The sequence below is a fragment of the Halomarina litorea genome (assembly GCF_024227715.1).
In the GTDB taxonomy this organism is placed as follows: Archaea; Halobacteriota; Halobacteria; order Halobacteriales; family Haloarculaceae; genus Halomarina; species Halomarina litorea.
The window spans coordinates 690,284-712,852 of sequence record NZ_CP100448.1 but is presented as its reverse complement, the minus strand read 5'-3'; the positions used below and the strand labels follow the sequence as shown (position 1 = coordinate 712,852).

24 protein-coding genes, 1 tRNA gene and 1 pseudogene are annotated in these 22,569 nt (G+C 68.7%); 12 read left to right on the top strand and 14 right to left on the bottom strand.

The window, feature by feature from the left end:
• Positions 1-22: 22 nt before the first annotated feature.
• Positions 23-778, bottom strand: coding sequence for a DUF7093 family protein (locus tag NKG96_RS03915; RefSeq protein ID WP_254537151.1), 756 nt, complete (start codon positions 776-778; stop codon positions 23-25).
• A gap of 92 nt (positions 779-870) precedes the next feature.
• On the opposite strand from NKG96_RS03915, the gene NKG96_RS03910 reads away from it, so the two are divergent.
• The 4 genes from NKG96_RS03910 (at position 871) to NKG96_RS03895 (ending at position 3,887) form a co-directional block, all read left to right on the top strand.
• Entirely contained in the window at positions 871-1,170 is a 300-nt protein-coding gene (locus NKG96_RS03910; RefSeq protein ID WP_254537150.1) for a DUF6432 family protein, read from the top strand.
• A gap of 62 nt (positions 1,171-1,232) precedes the next feature.
• Positions 1,233-2,324: a CAF17-like 4Fe-4S cluster assembly/insertion protein YgfZ gene (gene ygfZ, locus NKG96_RS03905; protein ID WP_254537149.1), complete on the top strand. Its 1,092-nt coding sequence runs from the start codon at positions 1,233-1,235 to the stop codon at positions 2,322-2,324.
• A gap of 81 nt (positions 2,325-2,405) precedes the next feature.
• Positions 2,406-3,122, top strand: a complete 717-nt coding sequence (locus NKG96_RS03900; protein ID WP_254537148.1) for a hypothetical protein — start codon at positions 2,406-2,408, stop codon at positions 3,120-3,122.
• Between the two features lie 153 nt (positions 3,123-3,275).
• Positions 3,276-3,887 (top strand): hypothetical protein, encoded by a 612-nt coding sequence (locus NKG96_RS03895; RefSeq protein ID WP_254537147.1) that lies wholly within the window; start codon positions 3,276-3,278, stop codon positions 3,885-3,887.
• A gap of 22 nt (positions 3,888-3,909) precedes the next feature.
• Here NKG96_RS03895 and NKG96_RS03890 read toward each other — a convergent pair whose 3' ends face one another.
• On the bottom strand, positions 3,910-4,389 hold the full coding sequence (locus NKG96_RS03890) for an RNA-binding protein (protein WP_254537146.1): 480 nt from the start codon (positions 4,387-4,389) through the stop codon (positions 3,910-3,912).
• Positions 4,390-4,594: 205 nt separating this feature from the next.
• On the opposite strand from NKG96_RS03890, the gene NKG96_RS03885 reads away from it, so the two are divergent.
• Positions 4,595-4,894, top strand: a complete 300-nt coding sequence (locus NKG96_RS03885) for a DUF7562 family protein (protein WP_254537145.1) — start codon at positions 4,595-4,597, stop codon at positions 4,892-4,894.
• Between the two features lie 12 nt (positions 4,895-4,906).
• Here the strand turns inward: NKG96_RS03885 and NKG96_RS03880 are convergent, their stop codons facing one another.
• Positions 4,907-5,323: a zinc ribbon domain-containing protein gene (locus tag NKG96_RS03880; protein ID WP_254537144.1), complete on the bottom strand. Its 417-nt coding sequence runs from the start codon at positions 5,321-5,323 to the stop codon at positions 4,907-4,909.
• Positions 5,324-5,473: 150 nt separating this feature from the next.
• Here NKG96_RS03880 and NKG96_RS03875 point away from each other — a divergent pair.
• From NKG96_RS03875 to NKG96_RS03860, 4 genes and pseudogenes are all read left to right on the top strand, one after another.
• Positions 5,474-6,787: pseudogene (locus NKG96_RS03875) on the top strand (RNB domain-containing ribonuclease); the annotation flags it as partial.
• Positions 6,788-6,988: 201 nt separating this feature from the next.
• Positions 6,989-8,524, top strand: a complete 1,536-nt coding sequence (locus NKG96_RS03870; RefSeq protein WP_254537142.1) for a COG1361 family protein — start codon at positions 6,989-6,991, stop codon at positions 8,522-8,524.
• Positions 8,521-9,297, top strand: a complete 777-nt coding sequence (locus NKG96_RS03865) for an ABC transporter ATP-binding protein (protein ID WP_254537141.1) — start codon at positions 8,521-8,523, stop codon at positions 9,295-9,297. The genes NKG96_RS03870 and NKG96_RS03865 overlap by 4 nt, the downstream gene beginning before the upstream one ends.
• Complete coding sequence (locus NKG96_RS03860) at positions 9,294-10,424, top strand: ABC transporter permease (RefSeq protein ID WP_254537140.1); 1,131 nt, start codon at positions 9,294-9,296, stop codon at positions 10,422-10,424. The genes NKG96_RS03865 and NKG96_RS03860 overlap by 4 nt, the downstream gene beginning before the upstream one ends.
• Here the strand turns inward: NKG96_RS03860 and NKG96_RS03855 are convergent.
• The 4 genes from NKG96_RS03855 to NKG96_RS03840 are packed head-to-tail and all read right to left on the bottom strand — an operon-like array spanning position 10,370 to position 14,572.
• Positions 10,370-11,302, bottom strand: coding sequence for a DUF7537 family lipoprotein (locus tag NKG96_RS03855; RefSeq protein ID WP_254537139.1), 933 nt, complete (start codon positions 11,300-11,302; stop codon positions 10,370-10,372). The two genes, NKG96_RS03860 and NKG96_RS03855, sit on opposite strands and share 55 nt — an antisense overlap.
• A gap of 46 nt (positions 11,303-11,348) precedes the next feature.
• Positions 11,349-12,080: an enoyl-CoA hydratase/isomerase family protein gene (locus NKG96_RS03850; protein WP_254537138.1), complete on the bottom strand. Its 732-nt coding sequence runs from the start codon at positions 12,078-12,080 to the stop codon at positions 11,349-11,351.
• Positions 12,081-12,122: 42 nt separating this feature from the next.
• Complete coding sequence (locus tag NKG96_RS03845; protein ID WP_254537137.1) at positions 12,123-13,187, bottom strand: branched-chain amino acid ABC transporter permease; 1,065 nt, start codon at positions 13,185-13,187, stop codon at positions 12,123-12,125.
• 23 nt (positions 13,188-13,210) lie between these two features.
• Positions 13,211-14,572 (bottom strand): ABC transporter substrate-binding protein, encoded by a 1,362-nt coding sequence (locus tag NKG96_RS03840; RefSeq protein WP_254537136.1) that lies wholly within the window; start codon positions 14,570-14,572, stop codon positions 13,211-13,213.
• Between the two features lie 162 nt (positions 14,573-14,734).
• On the opposite strand from NKG96_RS03840, the gene NKG96_RS03835 reads away from it, so the two are divergent.
• Genes NKG96_RS03835 through NKG96_RS03825 form a run of 3 tightly spaced genes read left to right on the top strand, consistent with a single transcriptional unit; the run spans position 14,735 to position 17,189 of the window.
• Positions 14,735-15,637, top strand: a complete 903-nt coding sequence (locus NKG96_RS03835; RefSeq protein ID WP_254537135.1) for a branched-chain amino acid ABC transporter permease — start codon at positions 14,735-14,737, stop codon at positions 15,635-15,637.
• Positions 15,634-16,428 (top strand): ABC transporter ATP-binding protein, encoded by a 795-nt coding sequence (locus tag NKG96_RS03830; protein ID WP_254537134.1) that lies wholly within the window; start codon positions 15,634-15,636, stop codon positions 16,426-16,428. The genes NKG96_RS03835 and NKG96_RS03830 overlap by 4 nt, the downstream gene beginning before the upstream one ends.
• On the top strand, positions 16,428-17,189 hold the full coding sequence (locus NKG96_RS03825; RefSeq protein WP_254537133.1) for an ABC transporter ATP-binding protein: 762 nt from the start codon (positions 16,428-16,430) through the stop codon (positions 17,187-17,189). Before NKG96_RS03830 ends, NKG96_RS03825 begins: the two co-directional genes overlap by 1 nt.
• A 554-nt stretch (positions 17,190-17,743) precedes the next feature.
• Here the strand turns inward: NKG96_RS03825 and NKG96_RS03820 are convergent.
• From NKG96_RS03820 to NKG96_RS03790, 7 genes are all read right to left on the bottom strand, one after another.
• Positions 17,744-18,283 (bottom strand): hypothetical protein, encoded by a 540-nt coding sequence (locus tag NKG96_RS03820; RefSeq protein ID WP_254537132.1) that lies wholly within the window; start codon positions 18,281-18,283, stop codon positions 17,744-17,746.
• A gap of 224 nt (positions 18,284-18,507) precedes the next feature.
• Positions 18,508-18,579, bottom strand: a tRNA-Ala gene (locus tag NKG96_RS03815).
• Between the two features lie 75 nt (positions 18,580-18,654).
• On the bottom strand, positions 18,655-19,101 hold the full coding sequence (locus NKG96_RS03810) for a DUF7979 domain-containing protein (protein WP_254537131.1): 447 nt from the start codon (positions 19,099-19,101) through the stop codon (positions 18,655-18,657).
• 113 nt (positions 19,102-19,214) lie between these two features.
• Positions 19,215-19,523 (bottom strand): 30S ribosomal protein S10, encoded by a 309-nt coding sequence (gene rpsJ / locus NKG96_RS03805; RefSeq protein ID WP_254537130.1) that lies wholly within the window; start codon positions 19,521-19,523, stop codon positions 19,215-19,217.
• A 1-nt stretch (position 19,524) separates the two neighbouring features.
• On the bottom strand, positions 19,525-20,790 hold the full coding sequence (gene tuf / locus NKG96_RS03800) for a translation elongation factor EF-1 subunit alpha (protein WP_254537129.1): 1,266 nt from the start codon (positions 20,788-20,790) through the stop codon (positions 19,525-19,527).
• Between the two features lie 166 nt (positions 20,791-20,956).
• The gene (locus NKG96_RS03795; RefSeq protein WP_254537128.1) at positions 20,957-21,913 is read right to left on the bottom strand and encodes a homoserine dehydrogenase; all 957 of its coding nucleotides are present in this window, start codon (positions 21,911-21,913) and stop codon (positions 20,957-20,959) included.
• Positions 21,910-22,437, bottom strand: coding sequence for an amino acid-binding protein (locus NKG96_RS03790; protein ID WP_254537127.1), 528 nt, complete (start codon positions 22,435-22,437; stop codon positions 21,910-21,912). The genes NKG96_RS03795 and NKG96_RS03790 overlap by 4 nt, the downstream gene beginning before the upstream one ends.
• Positions 22,438-22,569: the final 132 nt, after the last annotated feature.

Genomic DNA, 22,569 nt, shown 5'->3' with positions numbered 1-22,569 from the left:
TGCCTCGTAGAACAGCGCGGGTTTATGGATTCCGTTCGGTCGCAGTGAGGTACCCCTCCCGGCAGGACGGACAGCTATCGCCCGGCCGGTACGAGGAGTTCTCGGCCTCGGCGGCGAACCCGCAGACCGTACAGTGGTAGTCGCCGTCGGGGACCGACGAGGGCCCCGCGGCGGGGTCGACCCGCTCGCCGTCGGCCTCGATGACCTCCGCGCCGACGTCCCCGTCGTCCTCGCCGTCGCCTGCCACCCGCACGTCGTCCTCCTCGCCGAGCATCTCCGCGACCGTCGGCCCGTCGTCCTCCTCGTCCTCGTGGACGAGGGTGTCGGGGTCCCACGGGCGGTAGTCCTGTCCGGGTTCCGAAGGCCAGTCGCCGTAGTCACGCTGGTCGGGGTCGTCCGTGAGGATGACCGCGTCGTCGTCCTCGGGGTCGTAGTCCTCGAGGGCGTCGTCCTCGCCCGTGTCCGGGGACGCGGATGCCGACTCGGGGTCGGACGCCGACGCGGACGCGGACGCGGACGCCGGCCCGGCCCCAGCCCCGGACGTCGCGGTCCCCTCCCGATTCGCGGGCGCGTCGGCGGTCACGTCCACCGGCGCGTCCTCGGGGGCGACGATGCTCGTCACCTCGGTGTTCTCCGAGAGGACACGCTCGGCGCCACAGCGCCGGCAGACCGTGACCTCCCGGATGGAGGTGACCACCTCGCTGCCGCGCTCCTCGCGTTCGCGTTCGACCTCGGTCTCGCCGAAGTCGTGTCCGAGGAGGGAACAAGTGATGGCCATTGGCGGATTCTACCACGTCCGACACATAAGCCTACTCCTCGGCGGTCGGCGGGACGGCACACGTTAAGACCGCGGGCGTGTTACCCCCGGACATGCGAGCCAAGCGGGAGTACCGGAGCCGTGACGACACGGAGGTCGCGGTGCTCGACGCGCTCGTCGAACGCGGCGAGGAGGGGATGACGGTCCTCGAACTCCGCACCCGCGTCGACGCCGAGATAGACACCCTGGAGAGCGCACTCGCCTCGCTGAAGGAGGAACACCTCATCGGCACGCGACGCGAGGACGGCCGCCTCGTCATCACCCCCGCCGACCGGGTCGTCCCCGACCCCGAGGACGCGAGCGAGGACGACGTCTCCCTGTTCGACCGGCTTCGCGAGCGCTTCCCCTTCTAATCGACCACGCCCGACCCGCGAGAACCGTAGCGGTCATCCGTCGGCGCGGTCAACTCCGTACGATGACCGTCATCGAGGACGTCCACGCCGACCACGGGGCGACGTTCACGGACCACGGCGGACGGCGCGTCGTCGCGAACTACGGCCGCCACGAGCGGACGCACCGTGCAGTCCGCAACGCCGTCGGCGTCGTCGAGATGGGCTACGGCGTCGTCGAGGTGGGCGACGACGACCGGGTCGAGTTCGTCGACAACGCCGTCTCGAACCACGTCCCCACCGACGACGGGACGGGTGCCTACTGCCTCCTGCTCGACCCGCAGGGGGGCATCGAGACCGACCTCTACGTCTTCAATGCCGGCGAGCGACTCCTCTGTTTCACCCACCCCGACCGGGCCGGACCGCTGGTCGACGACTGGTCGGGCAAGGTGTTCATTCAGGACGTCGAGATTCGCGAGGCGACCGACGACTTCGGCGTCTTCGGCGTCCACGGGCGGACGGCGACCGAGAAGATAGCGAGCGTTCTCAACCACGCGGGCGCGCCAGAACCCGCCCTCTCGTTCGTCCGCGGGTCGATGGGCGACGAGGGCGTCACCGTCGTCGCGGGCGACGGCCTCGCGGGCGAGGAGGGCTACGACGTCATCTGCGCCGCGGACGACGCCCCGGCGGTGTTCGACACCCTCGTCAACCACGGCCTGAACGCCGCCCCGTTCGGCTACGACACGTGGAACACGCTCACCCTCGAAGCTGGCACCCCCCTGTTCGAGACGGAACTGGTGGGGCGCATCCCGAACGTCGCGGGCGTCAGGAACGCGCTGGACTTCGAGAAGGGCTGTTACGTCGGGCAGGAGGTCGTCTCGCGCGTCGAGAACCGGGGGCGGCCCTCGAAGCGACTGGTCGGCCTCGCACCCGAGGCCGTCCCCGAGTCGGGCGCGGCCGTCTTCGACGGCGACGCGGCCGTCGGCGAGGTGACCCGCGGCGCGTTCGGCCCGAGTTACGACGCCCCCGTCGCCCTCGCGTACGTCGACTTCGGCTTCGACGGCGCGTCGGTGACCGTCCGCGTCGGGGGCGAGGAGGTCCCGGCGAGCGTCGTCGACCTCCCGTTCGTGGAGGGCGGGTCCACCTCGGCGCGTCTCCCGACGTACCCCGAGGACTGAACCCACCTGTCCCCTCACAAATCTGTCTGTCGTCGTGAGTCTCGGACAACCGCTATTATCCGGGGCGGCGACCTGTCAGCCATGAACCGGACGCTCCTCGCCGTTTCCCTCGCGGCCCTCGTCGTCCTCGCCGGGTGTAGCGCCATCCAGATAAACCGCCCACAGGCGAACGACACCGCCGAGGCCAGTCCCATCGCCACGGTCGGTGCCGCCCCGTCGGGCGGCGAGACGACGAACGGAGCTACCGAGTCGACCGACGGCGGCGACGAGACGGACGACCGTGATTCGACCGACGGCGAACCGACCGACGGGGGGGAGGGTCCCGAGACGGCGACTGCGACGCCCACGCCGACGCCCGAACCCGAACGCCCCGCGGACAGCGTCGTCTTCCGCAACGACGGGTCGGATGACGTCCTCGTGGACCTGACGCTGGCGGACGGTCCCGCAACCGCCTACAAGGTGTACCACGCGAACGGGAGCGTCGACGTGGTCGAACTGGGCGACGAACCGGTCGGGTCGCTCGTCGCCCCGACCGTGACCGACCTCGTGCCCATCGAACCCGTCCGCGGCGAGGCCACCTACGAGGTGGACGCGGGCGAGACGCCGACCGCCGACCTCCCGGGAGGCGAGTCGTGGACCACCCTCGTCGTCGAGGTGACGACGGCCGAAGACGACGAGGAAGACCGGCGCGTCGTGGCTGCGACCAGACTGGCCTGCGACGGGAACGACACGCCCGGCCGCGTCCGGGTGAACGTCACCGACGGCGGCGTCACCGCCGAGGGCGACTGTCTGGACTGATTCGAGGCCCACCTAGACAGCGTCGTCCCCGACGGCCACCGGAGCGGCCCACGCCCGCCGACGACCGAGTGCGTACCTCCCCTCTCGAAAGTGCGTTACGTCGCCGAAACGGGCGGTAGAAGGGCTATAACGCGCTGTCGTACTACCACACCCATGCGACAGCAGATACTCGTCGTCACGCTCGCGGCACTCGTCGCGCTCGCGGGGTGTGGAGCGATGGACGTGGCGCCCGTAGCGGAGGCCGACCCGGACGACCCGAGCGGCGAGAGCGTCGGGTCGGACGCAGGTACGCCGAGCGACGACCCGCCCGTCGAGGACGTGAGCGCCGGTGACGCCCCGAAGCGACCGCTCGGTCCCGAGACGATGCACCTCAGGAACGACCGGAGCGACACCTCCCACGTGACCATCTACCTCGTGGAGTCGCCCGCAGAGCGCTTCACCGTGACCCGCGCCGACGGCCGGACGGAGACCGTCGAGGTGGCGGCGGCCGGGTACCTCGACGACGTGGTGAGCGAGGAAGTGGTCGGCATCGCGCCCGCCGCGAGCGTCGCGAGCAAGCGCTACGCGGTCGGGGCCGGGGCCGCCGCCACCGTCGACCTGCCCGCCGGCCGTGGAGAGGCGACGCTCGTCTACGTCGTCACCGGAGCGGGACCGTCCAGCAGTGTCGAGGGCGCGGGCCGACTGGCCTGTGCGGACGGCACGCTCGGGACCGTGACCCTCCAGTTGACCGACGGCGGGGTCAGCGCGAGCGGGCAGTGCGCCTGAGCGCGGGCCCGGAACAGCCGAATCAGAACGTCGCGGTGTAGAGGTCGTCGCCGACGTGGTGGAGCGACTCGACGACCTTCCCCGAGTCCCCGACGAGGTCCGCGCCGTCCTCCAGCGCGCGGCCGACGGCGAGGACTTTTCCGTGTGTCTCCTCGGCGATGGCGACGAGGTCGCCCGCCGCGATGGACTCGTCGGCCTCGACGATGCCGGGACGCATCACGTCCGCGCCGTCGGAGACGAACGACACCGCGCCCGCGTCGACGGTGACGACGTTGCGCTCCGGCGGGAACTCGTTGGCCCCGCGGACCGTGAGGATGGGTTCGTCGTCGAAGTACACGACGAGTGGTTCGCCGTCGACGAGGACGAGGTCGGTGTCGTCGTCGACGAACTCCACGCGCTCGAAGGCGTCGCCGTCGAGGTCGACGCCGAGCGAGTCGGCGACGGACTCCTTGATGCGTTTGATCTCGTCGCTCCGGAGGTGGTGGCGGGACTTGACCTGCATACCCGGGGTTCCGCGTCGCGCGAAATAAAGCGTCCGGGGTCGCTCCCGGCGAGCGAAGCGAGTCTGGAGCAGGGAGCGGTAGCGACCGAGCTCCCTGCTGACCGGCGACCGGGGCGGTCCGGGAGAGACGAGCGGCGGCCGACGTGCGACCCGCGACTGCCGAGTCGAAAAAGGCTAAGTGAGCACACACGTAGGCCCGAGTAGTATGTGGGGCTCGCGGAAACGCGGGGAAGACCGGGTCGACTGCGTCGCCTGTGGCCGGTCCGTCGAGCGCTCGGCGGCCCGCGAGTACGACAAGGAGGGCGACCGCTGGTCGCGCCGCGGCAAGGAGTTCGAACACGTCTGCAAGACCTGTCACCGCGAACTCTGTCACCAGCCTCGCGACGAACTGGAGAACCTCCTCGTCGACGTGGAGGCGGACGGCCCTGCGACACAGGAGGAGTTCCTCGCGCGCTACGACGAACTCGTCCGCGAGCGCTACGGGTCGCTGCGAAGCGGGGACTGACTTCTCCCACGACTAAAGTCGTGAGGTTCCCTCACTGAGGGTTAGGCCCACGGAATCTTGGGAGTTCTCAGGTTCAACGACGACCTGAGTTTCGGGCCGAGCCAGTACGGCCCCCGTGTCGGACAGCGGTTTCGAGAACTTGCCCAACACTCGTTTGCCGATGTTCGTTGCGCCGTTTTTATCCGCGTTGTCGTCCAAGCCACAGTGCGGACACCAGAACCTGCCCTGCGTGTTCCGCACACCCCTCTCGGCGCACCGATTGCACGTCTGAGACGTGTACGCTTCGTCCACCAACACCACCACGACACCTTCGCGGTGGGCCTTGTACTCGATGTACGACAGGAGTTTGGCGAACGGCATTTTGTGGAGTTTGTCGTTGAAATGCCGTCCCTTGTCGTTGCCCTCACGGATACCGCCGAGGTCGCCCACGGCGATCTAAGCCGTGGTGGGACGGAGAGACTGTTGGTCTGTTGTCGGATTCATCCCACGACTAAAGCCGTGGGCTTTCTCCTCGAATTTTTGTAATCGGAGCCACGCCCGGCCCGATACGCCTAACTGCTCGCTTCCGTTAGCCCCCCCATGAGCGACTCCGAGCAGGAACAGGACGAGAAGCGAGCGGCGCAGGCGGCCGCCGGCACCGCCGAGGGACAGGGACCCGTCGAGATAGACGAGGAACTGGCCCGCCACCTCGAGAACAAGCGCGAACAGCTCTTCGAGAAGTTCGAGATTCGCGACCAGTTCCCCGAACCCGTCATCGAGGAGGCCCGCGAGCGGACCGAGGGCGTCCAGCAGGAGATTCAGGACGAAATCGAGGGCAGGAAGGACCTCCGAGACCTGACGACGTGGACGACCGACCCCATCGACGCACAGGACTTCGACGACGCCATCTCCATCGAGGAACACGAGGAGACGTACACGCTGTGGGTTCACATCGCCGACGTGACCCACTACGTCCACCCCGGCAGCGCGATGTGGGCCGAGGCCGTCGAACGCGGGAACACCGTCTACCTCCCCGCCTACACCATCCACATGCTCCCGCCCGTCCTCGCCGAGACGGTCTGCTCGCTGGTCCCCAACGAGGACCGACTGGCCCACACCGTCCAGATGGAGGTGGACAAGGAGACGCTCTCCTACGAGTCCATCGACATCTACAAGTCCGTCATCAACTCCGACGAGCGCCTCACCTACACGCAGGCCGAACAGCGCCTCGACGACCCCGACTCGCCCCTGCACGAGGAGTGCGCGATGGTGTTCGAACTCGCCAACGAGATGCACGAACAGCGCAAGGAGGACGGGTCGCTCGTCCTCAACCCGAGTCGGGACCGCGCGCACACCATCATCGAGGAGTGCATGCTGAAGGCGAACAAGGCCGTCACGCACGTCCTGATGTTCCAGCGCGGCGTCGAGGCGATGTACCGCGTCCACCCCCAGCCCTCCCCGCAGGAGTGGGACAAGGCGCTGAAGGAGATTCAGGAACTCGACGGCGTCTCCATCCCCGGCGACTCGTGGGACGACCCCCGGAAGGCGGTCAACGCCACGCTCGAACAGGCCCCCGGCCGACAGCTCTCGAAGATACAGCGCGCCGTGATGCGCGTCATGCCCCGCGCGAAGTACATGAACGACCCCTTCGGCGGCCACCACGCGCTCAACTTCGAGATTTACGGCCACTTCACCTCGCCCATCCGGCGGCTCTCGGACCTCATCAACCACTGGATCGTCCACGAGGAGGAGGTTCCCGAGGACCTCCTCGCCCTCTGTGACCGCGCCAGCGACAAGCAGAAGGACGCAGAACAGTGCGAACGCGAGTACAAGCAGTTCCTGCAGGAAGTCGGGCTGGACCCCTACGCGGTGAACAACCGCGGGCTGGTCGTCGTGGAGGACGAGGAGAGCGAGGCCGACCACGGGGAGGCCTCGGATGACCGAGCGGGGAGCGGAGCGACCCGCGACGAGGAATGTGACGAGAGCGAGGACGACGCGGAGACGGAGGGGGAGGACACCGCCGAGGTCGGCGCGACCGACGAGTAGTTCCCCCGTTCCGACCCTCCCGACCCGACGACACCTATTTCCGCCGTTGCCGACTATCTGTGACACTTGATGAACGACGATGCGGTCCCGGTTCTCGCGCTGGTCCTCGCCCTCCTCGTCTCGACGCTCGCCGTCCCCCTCCCGGTCGGCGGCGTCCCCGACGCCCGCCTCACCGTCTCCGGCGTGGCCGTCACCCCCGAGACGCCCGTGACCGACGCGCCCGTCACGGCCGACGTGACCGTCCAGTTGGCGGCGGGCAGTCCCTCCCCCGTCGAACTCCGGGACCTCTTTCTCGCCGACGCGGACGGCGACCGCCTCGTGAGTGCGACGAACGTCGGGGCGCTCTCTCCGGGCGGGAGCGTCACGATACCCCTCACCACCGCCTTCGAGGAACCGGGGCGGAAGGACCTGCAGGTGGTCGTCGTCGGGGAGAACGACACCGGCGGCGAGGTGCGGGTCACCCGTCCACTGACCGTCGTGGTCGAACAGGCACCGCCGCAGGTCTCTCTCAGACCCGGCCGGGGCGTCGCGGGGGTCGAACGCGGCGTCGAGGTCGAAATCGCCAACCCGACCACCTCGCCCCTGCGGAACATCGCAGTGACGGTGGCCGGCGAGGGGAGCGAGGAGCGACGGGCCATCGCGACGCTGGCGGCGGGGGCCACCGAGACGCTCAACGTCTCGCTCACGCCGGGGGAGGCGGGCGAGCGCCCCGTGACCGCCACGGTGGAGTACACCACCGCGCGGGGGACGCGCGCGACGACGAACGCGACGGGGACGCTCTCGGTCGACCCCCTCCGCGAGGACGTGGGCGTCCGTGTCGAACGAGTGGACGCCCAGCAGGCGGCGACGGGTGACCTCGGCGGCCAACTGGGCAGTCTCATCGGTGGCGGCGGCGCGGCGGCTACCCAGCAGTCGGGCGACGAGGAGTCGAGGGGAGACCGGGTGAGCGTCACGGTGACGAACTTCGGGAACGCGCCGGTCCGCGAGACGGTGCTGGCGGCGCAGGTGGACGGCGAGACGCGGGCGCGCTACGGCGTCGGGACCCTCGTGCCCGGCGCGTCGGAGTCGGTGACGGTGGACCTCTCGACGGTCGGCGGCGGCCCGGTGCGTTTCGCCGTCACCTACGCCGTCGCGGACCGGCAGGGGACGGCGGGGACGACGTACGACTACCGCGCGCCGAACGCGTCGCTGGCCGTCACCGGCGTCAACCTGACCCTGGAGGACGGCGTGTTGCGCATCACGGGCAACGCGGGCAACACCGGGCGGGCGGACGTGACGGGCGTGGTGGTGAGCGTCGGGGAGAACGAGTTCGTCTCGCCGGCCTACCCCCAGCGCGACTACTTCGTCGGCACCGTCGAGGGCAGCGAGTTCGCCCCCTTCGAGGTGACCGCGCGGGTGGACGCCGACAACGCCACCAGCGTCCCCCTGCAGGTGCGCTACACCGTCGGCGACGAGGAGCGCGTCGAGACGGTCGAACTCCCCTACGACGAGCGCCTGCGATCCGAACCCGAAGGCGAGTCGTTCCCGCTGGGACTGCTCGGCGGTGCCGTGGTCGCGCTGGGCGCGGCCGTCGCGCTCGTCGTGGCCGCGACGCGCTACCGATGACCCCTGACGCGGGGGGCTACGCGGCGAGCGACGGTGCGGACCGCACGGACGATGCACCACCCGTGGTCGAACTGCGCGGCGTCACCAAGCGCTACGAGAGCGGGAGCGAGACGGTGGTCGCTCTCGACAGCGTGGACTTCACGCTTCGGCGCGGGGAGTTCGTCGCGTGCGTCGGTCCCAGCGGGTCGGGGAAGTCCACGATGCTGAACGTCCTCGGCCTCCTCGACGTCCCCACCAGCGGCGAGCAGTACCTCAAGGGCCGGGATGTGACCGCGCTCACCGACGCCGAACAGACCGACGCCCGCAAGGACGCCATCGGGTTCGTCTTCCAGGACTTCCACCTCATCCCGACGCTGACCGCCACCGAGAACGTCGAACTCCCCACGCTGTTCGACCCCGACTACGACGCCGGCGAGTACACCCGTGACCTCCTCATCCGGGTCGGCCTCGGCGAGCGCCTCGACCACACCCCGAACCAGCTCTCGGGGGGCCAGAAACAGCGCGTGGCCATCGCCCGGTCGCTCGTCAACCGCCCGGACGTCCTGCTGGCGGACGAGCCGACGGGCAACCTCGACCGGGAGACGGGCCGGACGATTCTGGAGGAGTTCCGGCGGGTCTGCGAGACGGGCGTGAGCGTCGTCGCCGTCACGCACGACGAACTCGTCACGGAGTACGCCGACCGCACCGTCGAACTCGTCGACGGCGTCGTCGGGGGACTCGGCGGGGAGGACGGTACCCCCCGGACCGACGAGTCGAGTGAGGTCGGCGAATGACGCGCTTTCCCGCCCTCCTGCTGGCGCGTCGCAACCTCTCGCGCAACCGCCTCCGGTCGACGCTGGCGGCGCTGGGCATCGTCATCGGCGTCCTCGCCATCGCCACCCTCGGCATCCTCGGGAACGTCCTCCAATTGAGCGCCGCGAACGAACTGGGGGGCATCGGCAATCAGGTCATCGTCTCGCCGAACGCCGACGCGGGCGTGGACTCGCTCACCTCGCGGGACGTCCAGGAGATACGCCGGGCCGCGGAGGGGCGGGGGACCGTCGTCCCCCTCATCACCGACGGCGCGGTGGTGTCGAACGGGGGCCGACAGACGTTCGCGCAACTGTACGGGACGGACGACCCGCGTGCGCTGTTCGCGGCCAGCGACGGCCACCTCCCGGCGCGCCACCGGCAGGGGGCCATCGTGGGCGCGAGCGTCGCCGAGCGACTCCGCCTGCAGGTGGGGAGCGCAGTCGAGATAGAGGGCAATCGCTACCGCGTCGTCGCCGTCCTCGCCGAGAGCGAGGAGATTACACCGATTCAGCCGGACAACGCCGTCGTCCTCCCGGAGAGCGAGTTCGTCACCGACGACTACTCGCAGGTGGTCGTGCAGGCGCGCTCGGGCGAGGCGGCGAGCGCCGTCGCCCGGGAGGTCAGGGCGACCCTCAACGCCCGCACTGACCGGGTGAGCGTCTTCGAACTGGGGTCGATACTGGAGACCATCGGGGAGTTTTTCGCCCTGCTCAACGCCTTCCTCGTCGGGCTGGCGTCCATCTCGCTCGTCGTCGCGGGCGTGAGCATCTTCAACGTCATGCTGATGAGCACCGCCGAGCGACGGCAGGAGATCGGCGTCCTCCGGGCGGTGGGTGTCCAGAAGGTCGACGTGTTGCGGACGTTGCTCGTGGAGGCGGCGTTGCTCGGCGTGGCGGGCGGGTTCGTCGGGGCGCTCCTCTCCGGCCTCGCCGCCGTCGGACTGGCTCTCTTCATCGAACAGGTGGGCTTCGACGTCGTCCTCGTGGCCTCGAACGCCTACTATCTCGTGGGCGCGTTCGCCTTCGGCGTCGTCGTGAGCCTCGTCAGCGGCCTCTATCCGGCGTGGAAGGCCGCCAGCGAACGCCCCGTCGAGTCGCTCCGCGGGTGAGCGCGGGGCGGTGACGCCTCCGATGGGGCGGCGGTCGGCGAGGAGTCGGTCGGCGAGGGGCCGGGCGGCGTCCCGTCCGCGGACAGCGCCTCGACGGCCTCGTCGTGCCACAGCGGTCGAGTCGCCTGCGTCTCCCCCAGCGCTCCGAAGGCGACCTGAACCGTCACCCGGACCGTCGTCCCCTCCCGCTCGACGAGGTAGGTGAGGTCGTACGACCGGACCACCCCGTCCTCGCGCACGACGGCCTCGAACGACACCTCCCGAAGCGGCGGGAGGTCCTCGGGACCCCCCTCGACGCCGAGGTGGTAGAGGGTCGCCCCGTCGGGCGTCCGCGTCGTCCCCGTCACGTGGAGGTCGACGACGAGGAGGATGCGCGTCAGGCCGAGTCGGTTCGTCGCGCGCTCGGGGAGGACGGCGTCGGGGTTCGAGAGTCGCCGGTAGCTGACCCCGCCGCTCTCGCGTCGTTCGAACCCCCGCCCGTCGGCCATCCACCGGTCGATGCTGCGGACCCGCTCTTCGGCCCCGCGGTAGTCGGCCTGTTCGAGGGCGTAGCGAAACCGGTCGCCGCCGGCCGAGACCTGGACGGTGCTCTCGTAGCGCGAGCGGACCGTTCCGTTGCGGTAGGTCCGCATCTCCCGGCGCTGGACGGTGTAGGAGGTGGTCGCGAGGACGGCGGCGTGGGCGTCGGTCAGCCGCTCCGGGTCGAAGACACCCTCGCGCGTCATCCCGGGGGCGAGCGACCCGGCGTGTTCCTCGACGGGGTCGTCGGGCACCGCCGCGGGCGTCACCGTCCCCTCGGTACCCGCGGGCGCGTCCACGCCGCCACACCCCGCGAGCGCGAGGACGAACGCGAGTGCTACCACCGCGAGCGCGCGCATGGGTGCCGTAGGCGCGGGCGGGTCAAACCGTTTCCTCGTCGGTGCGTCAGCGGTCGAGGAACGCCCGCGCTGCGTCCCGGCAGGCCTCGCTGGTCGCCACGCGGGCGAACCCGCCGTGGACCCGGTCGCGTTCGCCGTGCTGTGAGAGGGCGAGGGTGGCGTACTCCTTCGCCAGTCGGGTCGCGGGGGCGGGCGACGCCGTGATGCTGTCGACGAGGTCCGCGACGGCCCCCGGGAGGTCCTCGTCCGGGACGACGCGGTTGACCAGCCCCCAGTCGTGGGCGGTGTCGGCGTCGATGGGGTCGCCGGTGAGGGCGAGTTCGAGCAGGCGCTTCTTCCCGCAGAGCGCGCCGATTCGGCTCACCGCGTACGGCGGGAACGCGCCGATGCGCGTCTCGGGGAGGGCGAACGTGGCGGCCTCGCTCGCGACGGCGAGGTCGGCGGCCGCGACGAGTTCGAACCCACCCCCGTAGGCGAGACCGTCGACGGCGGCGACGACTGGTACTCCACAGGTTTCCACGCCGTACAGCCCCTCTGCGAGGCAGTCGGCGAGAGCGCGCACGTCCGCCTCGGTGTCGAGGGCGGCGAGCGTCGCGATGTCGTCCCCGGCACAGAAGGCGTCGCCCGCTCCGGCGAGGACGGCGACGCACGCCTCCTCGGCCGCCCGGTCGAGGGCGGCGGCGAGGTCACGCCAGCCCTGCAGGTCGAGGGCGTTCTTCTTCTCAGGGCGGTCGAGGGTCACCCACGCCGTCCGGTCGTCGAGGTCGTAGCGAATCACACCGGCCCGTGGGGCCGCAGCGAGATAGAAGGGGTGGTCTGTTCAGTCGTCGCTCGACGACGCGCCGTCGCCGAACGCCCGCTCGCGCACCCAGTCGATGCCGCCCGCGACGCCGTTGTCGAAGAACAGCACCACGAGCAACAGGACGAACCCGAAGGCGAACTGCCAGTGGTCGGCCAGGAACGGGTACTGGTCGACCGCCCAGCGCAGGTACTCGTAGACGAACGACCCCACGATGGGACCGACGAACGAGTACGGCCCGCCGATGACGGTCATGATGACCGGTTCGGCGGAGAACGTCCAGTAGGCGAAACTCGGCCCGATGCCGGTCTGGATGGGGATGAGGAACGCCCCCGCGAGGCCGGAGAAGGCCCCCGAGATGATGAACGTCATCCACTTGTGGCGCGTGTCGTTCACGCCCAGCGCCTCGGTCCGCCCGGGGTTCTCCCGGATGGCCTTACAGACCATGCCGAACGGGGAGTTGACGATGCGCCAGAGCGCGTACGTCGCCCCGGCGAACATCACGAGGACGAGGAAGTAGTAGACAATGGGGTCGCTGAGGTTGTAGAGGAAGAACTCGAATCCGAACAGGTTCACCTCGCCGAGGATGAAGGAGATGCCGTCGCTCCCGTTGGTCAACCCGCCGATGTCCTGGTTCGCGATGGCGTAGATGGCCATGCTGAACGACAGGGTGATCATGGCGAAGTAGATCTCCTCTAGCTGGACGCTCAGGTAGCCGATGCCGACGGCGAGTATCGTCGCGGCGAGGACGCCGAGGACGACGGCGACCAGAAACGCCACCAGCACCGACGCACCGCCGAAGAGGCCCTCGAAGCCCAGCGCCGGCGCGCCGAGCGTGATGAACCGCGCGAGGGTGTAGCCGGAGACGGCGATGAACATCGCGTGTCCGAACGACAGCAGGCCGGTGTAGCCGTACAGCAGGTTGAACGCCAGCGCGAAGACGGCGAACACGAGCGACTCCATCAGGAGGCGCATCTGGAACGGCCCGACGAGGAACGGTGCCACTACCAGCAACGCCGCGAAGGCGACGATCAACACGTTCGAGCGCTCGCCGGTGAGGAGGCGCTCGCGGACTCCGTAGCTCATAACTGTGGCTCCATGTCGTCAGTTCACATTCCCGGTGGCAGATCGGTTCCCTTGAGGAGGTCGTACGCCTCCTGCTTGTCGAGCGACACCGACTGGACGGGCTTGAGGCCGACGCCCTCGTAGGGCACGTCGTCGTCCTTGCTCGTCTCGCCGATGATAGTCGGGGCGCTCGCCTGGTGGCTGTCGGCGTCGAGCGTCCACTCGCCGCGCGGCCCGGTGTGGCTCATGCCCTCCATCTCGGAGATGATGGCGTCGGGTTCCGTGCTCCCCGCCGCCTCGATGGCCTTCTTGTAGATCTGGATGGCCGAGAACGTCGTCGGTCCGGTGAACGAGGGGAGGGACCCGCCGTTGGCATCCTTGTACGCCTGCACGAAGTCCTGGTTCTCCTGGTTGTCGTAGGCGGAGTGCCAGTACCACGAGGAGTAGTGGACGCCCTCCGGCATCGTGGTCCCGAGCGCCTCGAACACCGTTGGGTCCGCCCCGAGCGTGTCGAAGACGTCGTCGACCTGGTCGAACAGGCCCTGTTCGGTCGCCTGCTGGACGAACGTGACGGCGTCACCCGCCCAGAACGAGGTGAACACGAGGTCGGGGTTCGCCGCGAGGACCTGGTTGATCTGGGGGGTCATGTCGCTGGCCCCGAGCGTGGGGAACACCGACTCGACGTACTCGAACTCGCCGCCGAGGGCGTCGGCGAACGCCTTGAAGTAGTCCCACGTCTGGGTCCCGTAGGCGTAGTCGGGGCCGATGTTGGCGACTCGCGTGACGTCGAGTTCCTCGACGGCGTACTTCGCCATCGCGTAGGTGTTGATGGTCGTGTTGGCGTTCGTCCGGAAGAGGTTCGGGATGCCGGCGGCCTTCTCGTCGCCGTACTTCTCCTCGTCGAACTCCGTGATCCACGGCGTGCCGATGTCCGTCAGCGTCATCGGCACGCCGAGTTGCTCCATCGTGGGCGCGGCCTGTAACGTCGCCCCGGAGGAGGTCAGCCCGATGAGGACGTCGACGTTCTCCTCCTGAACGAGGCTGGTAATGGGACCGGCGGCCCCGTTGCTGTCGTGGTCGCGGAAGACGATCTCCACGTCCTGCCCGTTGATGCCGCCGTTCTCGTTGACGTGCTGGACGCCCAGTTCTGCACCCGCCCGGGAGGCCTGACCGAGCGCCTCCGCCAGTCCGGACAGCAGGAACACGGCCCCGATCTTGACGGAGTCGCCGCTGCCGCCACCGCTCCCGTTGCCACCGCCACCACCGCCACCGCCACCGCCGCCGAGACAGCCCGCGAGCGATGTCGCCGTGGCACCCGCCCCGATACCGGCGAGGAAGCGTCGCCGGTTCACACCGCGCCCGTCGTTGCTACCCGACTGCCTGTCGTACTTCCGTCTGCGTGTCATAGCCTACCGGGGCGTAGTTCTTACCGGATATATACTTTGGCCCGTGGAGAGGGTAGTTCGCCGTGTGACCGACTTCCGGTGTCGGTAAATTTCACCAGACAGCGCTCGGTCGGCAACGAGGAACGTCGAAAGGTTTAATCGACCATGAGCGGACCGGCTGGTATGGTAAGTCCTGACTTGCTCGTGGCGCAGATCGACACGAGCCTGCTGGCGAATCAGATCATCGCCGGGATCAGCATCGGCAGTTGGCTGTTCCTCGTCGCGGTCGGTCTGAGTCTCATCTTCGGCGTGCTCGACGTGCTCAACTTCACGCACGGCGTGCTCTTCATGATCGGCGCGTACGTGGCCGTCCTCGCGGCCAACACCGTCGGGAACTTCTGGCTCGGCATCGTCGCCGCCGGGCTGGTCGTGGGAGTCGTCGGGGCCGCCCTCGAGATGGGGTTCATCCGGCGGGTGTACGACCGCGAACCGCTCGACCAGCTGCTGTTGACCTTCGCGTTCGTCCTGATGCTCACCGACGTGGTGCGCATCGTCTTCGGGACGGGCCAGAAGTCCATCAACCCGCCCGCAGTGTTCGACTTCAGCATCCGGTTCGCCGACCGGGTCGCCGTCGGCGGCTATCGCCTGTTCGTCATCGTGATGGCCCTCCTCATCATGGGCCTCCTGTTTCTCGTCCTCGACCGGACGAACATCGGGCGTGTCACCCGCGCCACGTCGTCGGACCGCGACATGGCCTCCCTGCTCGGCATCAACGTCCCGCGTCTCTACACGGGCGTCTTCTTCGCCGGCTGTGTCCTCGCGGGCATCGGCGGCGCCCTGGTCGCGCCGCTCCAGTCGGTCACGCCGTCGCTCGGCGACCAGGTCATCATCAACGCCTTCGTCGTGGCCGTCATCGGCGGCCTCGGGTCGTTCCTCGGCGCGTTCGTCGGCGCGATGGTCATCGGCCTGCTCATCGCGGTGGGGAGTCTCGTCGCTCCCGGTGCCGGCGAACTGTTCCCGTTCGTGGCGATGATCATCGTCCTCGTGCTCCGTCCCGAGGGCCTCTTCGGGGGTGCCGAGGCGTGACGACTGTCCTCCGGACCGACGGGCTGACCAAGGCGTTCGGTCGCCTCGTCGCCACCGACGACGTGAACGTCCGCATCGACTCGGAGGAGGTCACGAGCATTATCGGCCCCAACGGCGCCGGGAAGACGACGTTCTACAACCTGCTGTCGGGGCAGTTGAAGCCCACCGAGGGCACCGTCCGACTCCGCCCCCGACCGGGCGCGGAGGACGTGGAGACCGACGACGAGGGACTGATGGACGTCACGGGGATGGAACCCTACAAGATCAGCCGTCTCGGGCTCTCGCGGGCCTACCAGATCAACAACGTCTTCGAGGGGCTGTCGGTCATCGACAACATCCGCATCGCGCGCATCGCCCTCGAGAACCGGACGATGGACTTCACCTCGAACGCCCGCAAGGACGAGGAACTCACGGAACACGCCTGGGAGGTCATCGAACTGGCCCGACTGGAGGAGGTCGCGGAGACGGAGTGTTCGAACCTCTCGCACGGCGACACCCGGAAGGTCGAAATCGCCCTCTCGCTCGGCATCGACCCCTCCGTCGTCCTGCTGGACGAACCCACGGCGGGGATGAACGCGACGGAGACGCGCAAGATGGTCGACCTCGTCCGCCGCCTGAACGAGGAGACCGACACCACCTTCGTGCTGACCGAACACGACATGGAGGTCGTCCTCGGTATCTCGGATCGCATCCTCGTCCTCGACAACGGGTCGCTCATCGCGCAGGGCGCCCCCGAGGAGGTGATGGCCGACGAACGTGTCAAGGAGGCCTACCTCGGAGGTGACGAGTGATGGCGGAACCCGTCCTCGAACTGGTCGACGTCAACGCCTACTACGGCAACAGCCACGTCCTGTTCGACCTCTCGATGGAGGTCAACGAGAACGAGATCGTCGCCCTCCTCGGGCGCAACGGCGCAGGCAAGACCACCACCCTGCGGTCCATCACCGGCACCATCCCGCGACGCGATGGCGTCATCAACTACCGGGGGACGAACATCATCGACACCTCGGTCGACGGCATCAGCAACATGGGGCTGAAACTCGTCCCCGAGGAGCGACGCATCTTCCCGACGCTCACCGTCCACGAGAACCTGATGGTCGCCCACGACGCCTGCAAGAACCCGCGCGACGTCGAGGAGATGTACGAGATATTCGAACCGCTGGACGACCACCGACAGAACAAGGGCCGGAACCTCTCGGGCGGCGAGCAACAGATGCTCTCGGTGGCCCGCGCGCTGGTACAGGACCCGGACATCCTGATGCTCGACGAACCGACGGAGGGTCTCGCACCGGTCATCGTCCAGGACCTGAAGGAGGTGCTCGCCGACGTCGTCAAGGAGGACGTCACGGTGGTCCTCACCGAGCAGAACGTGGCGTTCTCGCTCGAACTCGCCGAGCGCGCCTACATCGTCGAGAAGGGATCGATGGTGTACGAGGGGCACATCGAGGAGCTCCGCGAGCGCGACGACTTGTTGGAGGAGTACCTCTCCGTCTCGACGGCCGACGGGGACTCGGAGTCCGAGGGCGGCACGGCCGCCGAGGAGTCCGTCTGACCCGCGCCGGCCCGGACGAGAGGAAATCCCGTTTCTCCGCGTAAGCGCCCGCGTATGCCCGCGGAGCGCGTACCGTCCGCGCTATGAGTTCGCGCGTGCGACGAGGGCGACGGCCCACCTTCTGCGTCGAGGACGACGACCGGCGACTCCTGACGTTCGGTCCCGACTCGTACCTCGACTACGTACCGTCCGCGCTAGTACTCCGCGGACGGGAACTGGCTGACGCTGACGCTCCCCGACGAGGCGAACTGCCCGCACCGACGGCGGTTCGTCATCGGGTACCCCGCCTGAACACCCGGAACGGGAACCCCACGAGTTGTTAGATATCCCACAAGACACATATCCCCCTGCACCAACCGACGCGTGGGACGCGCGACGACAGGACTCGCCGCCGTCCCACCACAGGTGACCCCGAGCGCGACGCCACAGTCGGGCACCGACGCTGGCACGCGACTCCCTCGACACCCGCGAGGTGTCGTTCGTCGGGACGCGCACCCTCACAGTCGCGTCCCACCTTCTATCGCGCCGCCCGAACCCGGAGACCGTACGGACTCTCAGTCGTCGTGGCGCGAGTCCACCAGTTCGCCCGTCTCGTCGTAGTAGTACCAGTCGGCGTCGCCGTCGTCGTCGTCACGGTGGCGGAACCGGAGGGTGCCGTTGGCGTCGTAGCGTTCGACCACCTCGTCGCCGTCGTCGTCCTCGCGGCGATAGTACCGGAGGGTACCGTTGGCGTCGTAGACGTACTCGCGTTCGTCGCCGTCCGCGTCCTCCTCCTCGTACCGCCGCAGGGTCCAGTTCTCGTCGTACCAGAAGTGCTCCTCGTCGCCGTCCGCCTCCTCGACGAAGTGGTACCCGCCCGACGTCCCGCTACAGAACGTCTCCTCGCCGTCCTCGTCCTCGATGTCGTAGTACGTCGCACAGCGCCCGGACCCGCCGGTACGGTAGTCCACGTCCACGTCGTCGCCGTCCGCGTCGATGCGCACACCGTCGCCGCGCACGTCCACATCGTCCGCACTGGCCGCCGTCGACAGCGCGAGCGGGGCGGCCAGCGCCGCCCCCGTGAGTCGCAGGTAGCACCGACGGGTCGGGGACACGGCTCTCTGGAGTCGATAGGTCTCGTGAGAGCATCATCTGGCCGTAACCGCGAGGTTACGTGGTACAGACGCGAGGGGTCCGGAGACGACGACGATCTGCGACGCTCGCGAGTTTGCGCGCGACGCAGGATCATGGACTGAAGTGAGCGCAGCGAACGAAAGGAAATGGACTTGCTGCGACGACAATCTGCGCCGCTCGCGGGATTGCTCGCGGCGCAGAATTATGGACTTGCTGGGATTTGAACCCAGGGCCTCTTCCTTGCGAAGGAAGCGATCTGCCGCTGATCTACAAGCCCGCACGCATAGGTAGCCGGCGTCGCGTACTTGTAGCTTCTGTTTCGACCGGGGCGTGTGGCGAATTCGCACTCGGCTCAGACGAATCGACGGTACCCGGCACCGAGCACCAGGAGGACGCCGACGAGTAACGACGCGAGCCGCGAGAGCAGTGCCACGTCCGGCACGTCGTACGTGTAGTGTTTCACCTGCAGGAGGTAGTACGACTCGTCGTAGCGCACGTCGCCGTACTCGATGCCGTTCGCCGGGGGCGTCAACCCCGGCGGTGCCTCCGCCAGCGTGGCGTTGTAGTAGCCCGCGCCGGTCGCGGAGGCGTTCGCCAGCGCGGCGTCGAAGGCCGAACGCTCGGCGGCGGAGAAGTTCGCGTAGTGCCACGTCTCCCAGTTAGGTTCCTCATTGTCGATGGGTTCGACGGCGAACTCGACGCGGTCGGGTGGCGCTTCGGCGGGCGAGACGAGCGGGAACGCCGCGAGCGAGAGGCCCGCGACGAGGAGGAGAACGGTCAGGACGGCGGGGCGGTCCATAGCCGTCGCTGTACGGGGGACGTGATAAACGAAACGAATGTAGCCGTTCGTTCGAGCGACAACCGCCGGTCCGGTCGACCCGGACCGGGAGCGAACGGGAAGAGTCCGCGTGCTCAGTCCTCGAGGACGATCTCGATGCTGACGTCGTTCGGCACCTGAATCCGCATCAGCTGGCGGAGCGCCCGTTCGTCAGCGTCGATGTCGATGAGGCGCTTGTGGACGCGCATCTCCCAGTGTTCCCACGTCGCCGTGCCCTCGCCGTCGGGCGACTTGCGGGTGGGAACCTCGAGGTGCTTCGTGGGCAGCGGGACGGGCCCCGAGAGCGCGACGCCGGTCTTGTCCGCGATTTCGCGGACGTCGGCGCAGATGTTGTCGAGGTCGTCGGGGCTGGTTCCCGCGAGACGGACGCGTGCCTGCTGCATCTTATCGCTCGTTGACGCTCAGGACCTTCCCGGCGGCGATGGTCTGGCCCATGTCGCGGATGGCGAAGCTCCCGAGTTCGGGGATCTCGCTCGACGGCTCGATGCTGATGGGCTTCTGCGGGCGGACCGTCACGACGGCGGCGTCGCCCGACTGGATGAAGTCCGGGTTCTCCTCTGCGACCTCGCCCGAGGCGGGGTCCAGCTTCTTGTCGATGGACTCGATGGTACACGCGACCTGCGCCGTGTGGGCGTGGAAGACCGGCGTGTAGCCAGCGGTGATGACCGAGGGGTGCTGCATGACGACGACCTGCGCCTGGAACGTCTCGGCGACGCTCGGCGGGTCGTCGGCGGGCCCACAGACGTCACCGCGGCGGATGTCGTCCTTGCCGATGCCGCGGACGTTGAACCCGACGTTGTCACCGGGTTCCGCCTTCGGGACCTCCTCGTGGTGCATCTCGACCGTCTTGACCTCGCCGCCGACGTCCGACGGCTGGAACGAGACGTTCATGCCGGTCTCGAGGGTACCGGTCTCGACACGGCCGACCGGGACCGTACCGATGCCCGAGATGGTGTAGACGTCCTGAATCGGGAGGCGCAGGGGCGCGTCCGTCGGGACCTGCGGCTCGGGGAGGTCGTTGAGGGCGTCCAGGAGCGTCGGGCCGTCGTACCACGACGTGTTCTCCGAGCGCTCGGAGACGTTGTCGCCCTCGAACGCCGAGGTGGGGACGAACGTGGCGTCCTCGGAGCGGAAGCGGACCTGCTTGAGGAGCTTCGTGACCTCCTCCTTGACGTTCTTGTACTTGTCCTCGTCGTAGTCGACGAGGTCCATCTTGTTGACCGCGATGATGAGTTCGCCGATACCGAGGGTACGGGCGAGGAAGACGTGCTCCTGGGTCTGGGGGGCGACGCCGTCGTCTGCCGCGACGACGAGGACGGCGTTGTCCGCCTGCGACGCGCCCGTGATCATGTTCTTCACGAAGTCGCGGTGCCCGGGGCAGTCCACGATGGTGAAGTAGTAGGAGTCGGTGTCGAACTCCTGGTGGGCGATGTCGATGGTTACCCCGCGCTCGCGCTCCTCTGCGAGGTTGTCCATGACGTAGGCGAACTCGAAGCCACCCTTGCCCTTCTCCTCTGCCTCCTCTCGGTACTGCTCGATGACGTGCTCGGGGACGCTGCCGGTCTCGAACAGCAGTCGCCCGACCATCGTACTCTTCCCGTGGTCGACGTGGCCGATGACGGCCAGGTTCTGGTGCGGTTTGTCGCTCATTTGTTTATCTCACGCGCAAAGGCGCTGTAGGGGAAGCTTTTGGCTGAGGCTGATAAAACGATTTCGAAAGCCTCTGGGCGCGTCTCGGCCGCGCACAGCGGTTTGGGACGACATGGCACGACCCGCCCACGAGTATTGTTTCAGGCCCCGAGAGCGCGAAACGTGACTATACCTCGTCCAGCGGCGGGAGGCGGCCCACGTCTCCGAGCACCGCGGTCGCCGTCTCCGGACCGCCCGCGCCTCGCCCGCTGATGTTGAGGCGGCCCGCGTGCTCGGTCTCCAACTGGACGATGTTTCGCGTCCCCGTCACCGCGAGGGTGCCGTGTTCGGGGACGAGTCGCGGGCCGACGCGCACCGCGCCGTCCTCGACGGACCCGATGAGGCGGATGGTCCGGCCGTCCTCGGCCGCGAGTTCGAGAGCCTCGCCCGGCACGTCACGGATGCCCTGTACGCCCGCGTCGTCCAGCGTGTAGCCCCCGTCGTAGAGGACGTTCGCGAGGATGACGCACTTCAGGGCGGCGTCGGTGCCGTCCACGTCGAAGGCGGGGTCGGCCTCCGCCACGCCGAGATCCTGTGCCTCCGCGAGGACGTGTTCGTAGTCCAGTCCCTCCGCGGCCATGCGCGTCAGGATGAAGTTCGCGGTGCCGTTGAGCACCCCCCGAACAGCCGTGACGTGGTCCGGGCCGAGGTCGTCGACCGTCGAGAGCGCGGGAATCGCGCCGGCGACGGTGGCCTCGAACAGCACCTGCCCCGCGCTCTCTCGTTCGCGCGCCCGCAGGTCGTCGTAGCGTTCCGCGACCGGTCCCTTGTTGGCGAGGACGACGTGCCGGTCGCGGTCGAGGGCGGCGACGGCGTGGCCGTAGCCCGGTTCCGCGTCGTCGAGGGTCGTCGGCGTCGCCTCTACCAGCACGTCGTACTCGGCGTCGAGGGCGGCGTCGGCGTCGAGCGTCCCGACCCGGTCCTCCTCGCTCTTCTCTCTGAGGACGGCCTCCACGTCGAGTCCGTCGGGATCGACGGCGGCCGACGAGGAGTCGGCCATCGCGGTGACGACGTGGTCGTACTCGCTCGCCAGGTCGGCGACGGCGCGTCCGACCGCGCCCGCGCCGACGACGGCGAGTCTCACGCGCTCCCCCCCGCGGTGAGCGGTTCGATGACGGTGAGGTCCTTCTCGGCCGCCACCTCGCGGACGGTCTGGAGGACGCGGTCGGCCTCGCCCGTCTCCGTGGCGAGGCGCAGGCGCGCGCTGGAGGCGTCCTCGGTGCCGTGGGCGGCGACGAGCGAGATGTCCGCCACGGAGGCGTTGGTACACGTCTGGAGGCGCGAGAGCGTATCCGAGAGGTCCGTCTCGACGAGGTGTCCCACCAGCAGGACGGTGAGTTCCTCGCCGTAGCGCTCCGCGCCCGCCTGGATGACGTTGACGCCCGCTTCACGCAGGGCCTCGACGATGCGGTCGAAGCGCTCGGGGGTCGCCTCGAGGTCGACCTCGACCGGGATGTGCCCGCGCGGGGTGATGTTCCCGCGCTCGTGGAAGATAGACAGGAGGTTCCCGCCGTTGTCGGCGATGGGGTGGAGCGCGTTCAGCAACTCGCCGGGTTCGTCCACCAGTTCGAGGCGGACGGTGTACGCCCGGACCACGTCGTCGCTCATCTCCCCCACCTCGCGGGGGCGGCGTACTGGCTCATTGGCGGGGAAAGCGGCCGACCGGTGATAAACGTGCAGGCGGCGCCACGTATTACCGGTGGTCCCCCGCGGGGCCGGCGGAATCGGGGACCCGGCACC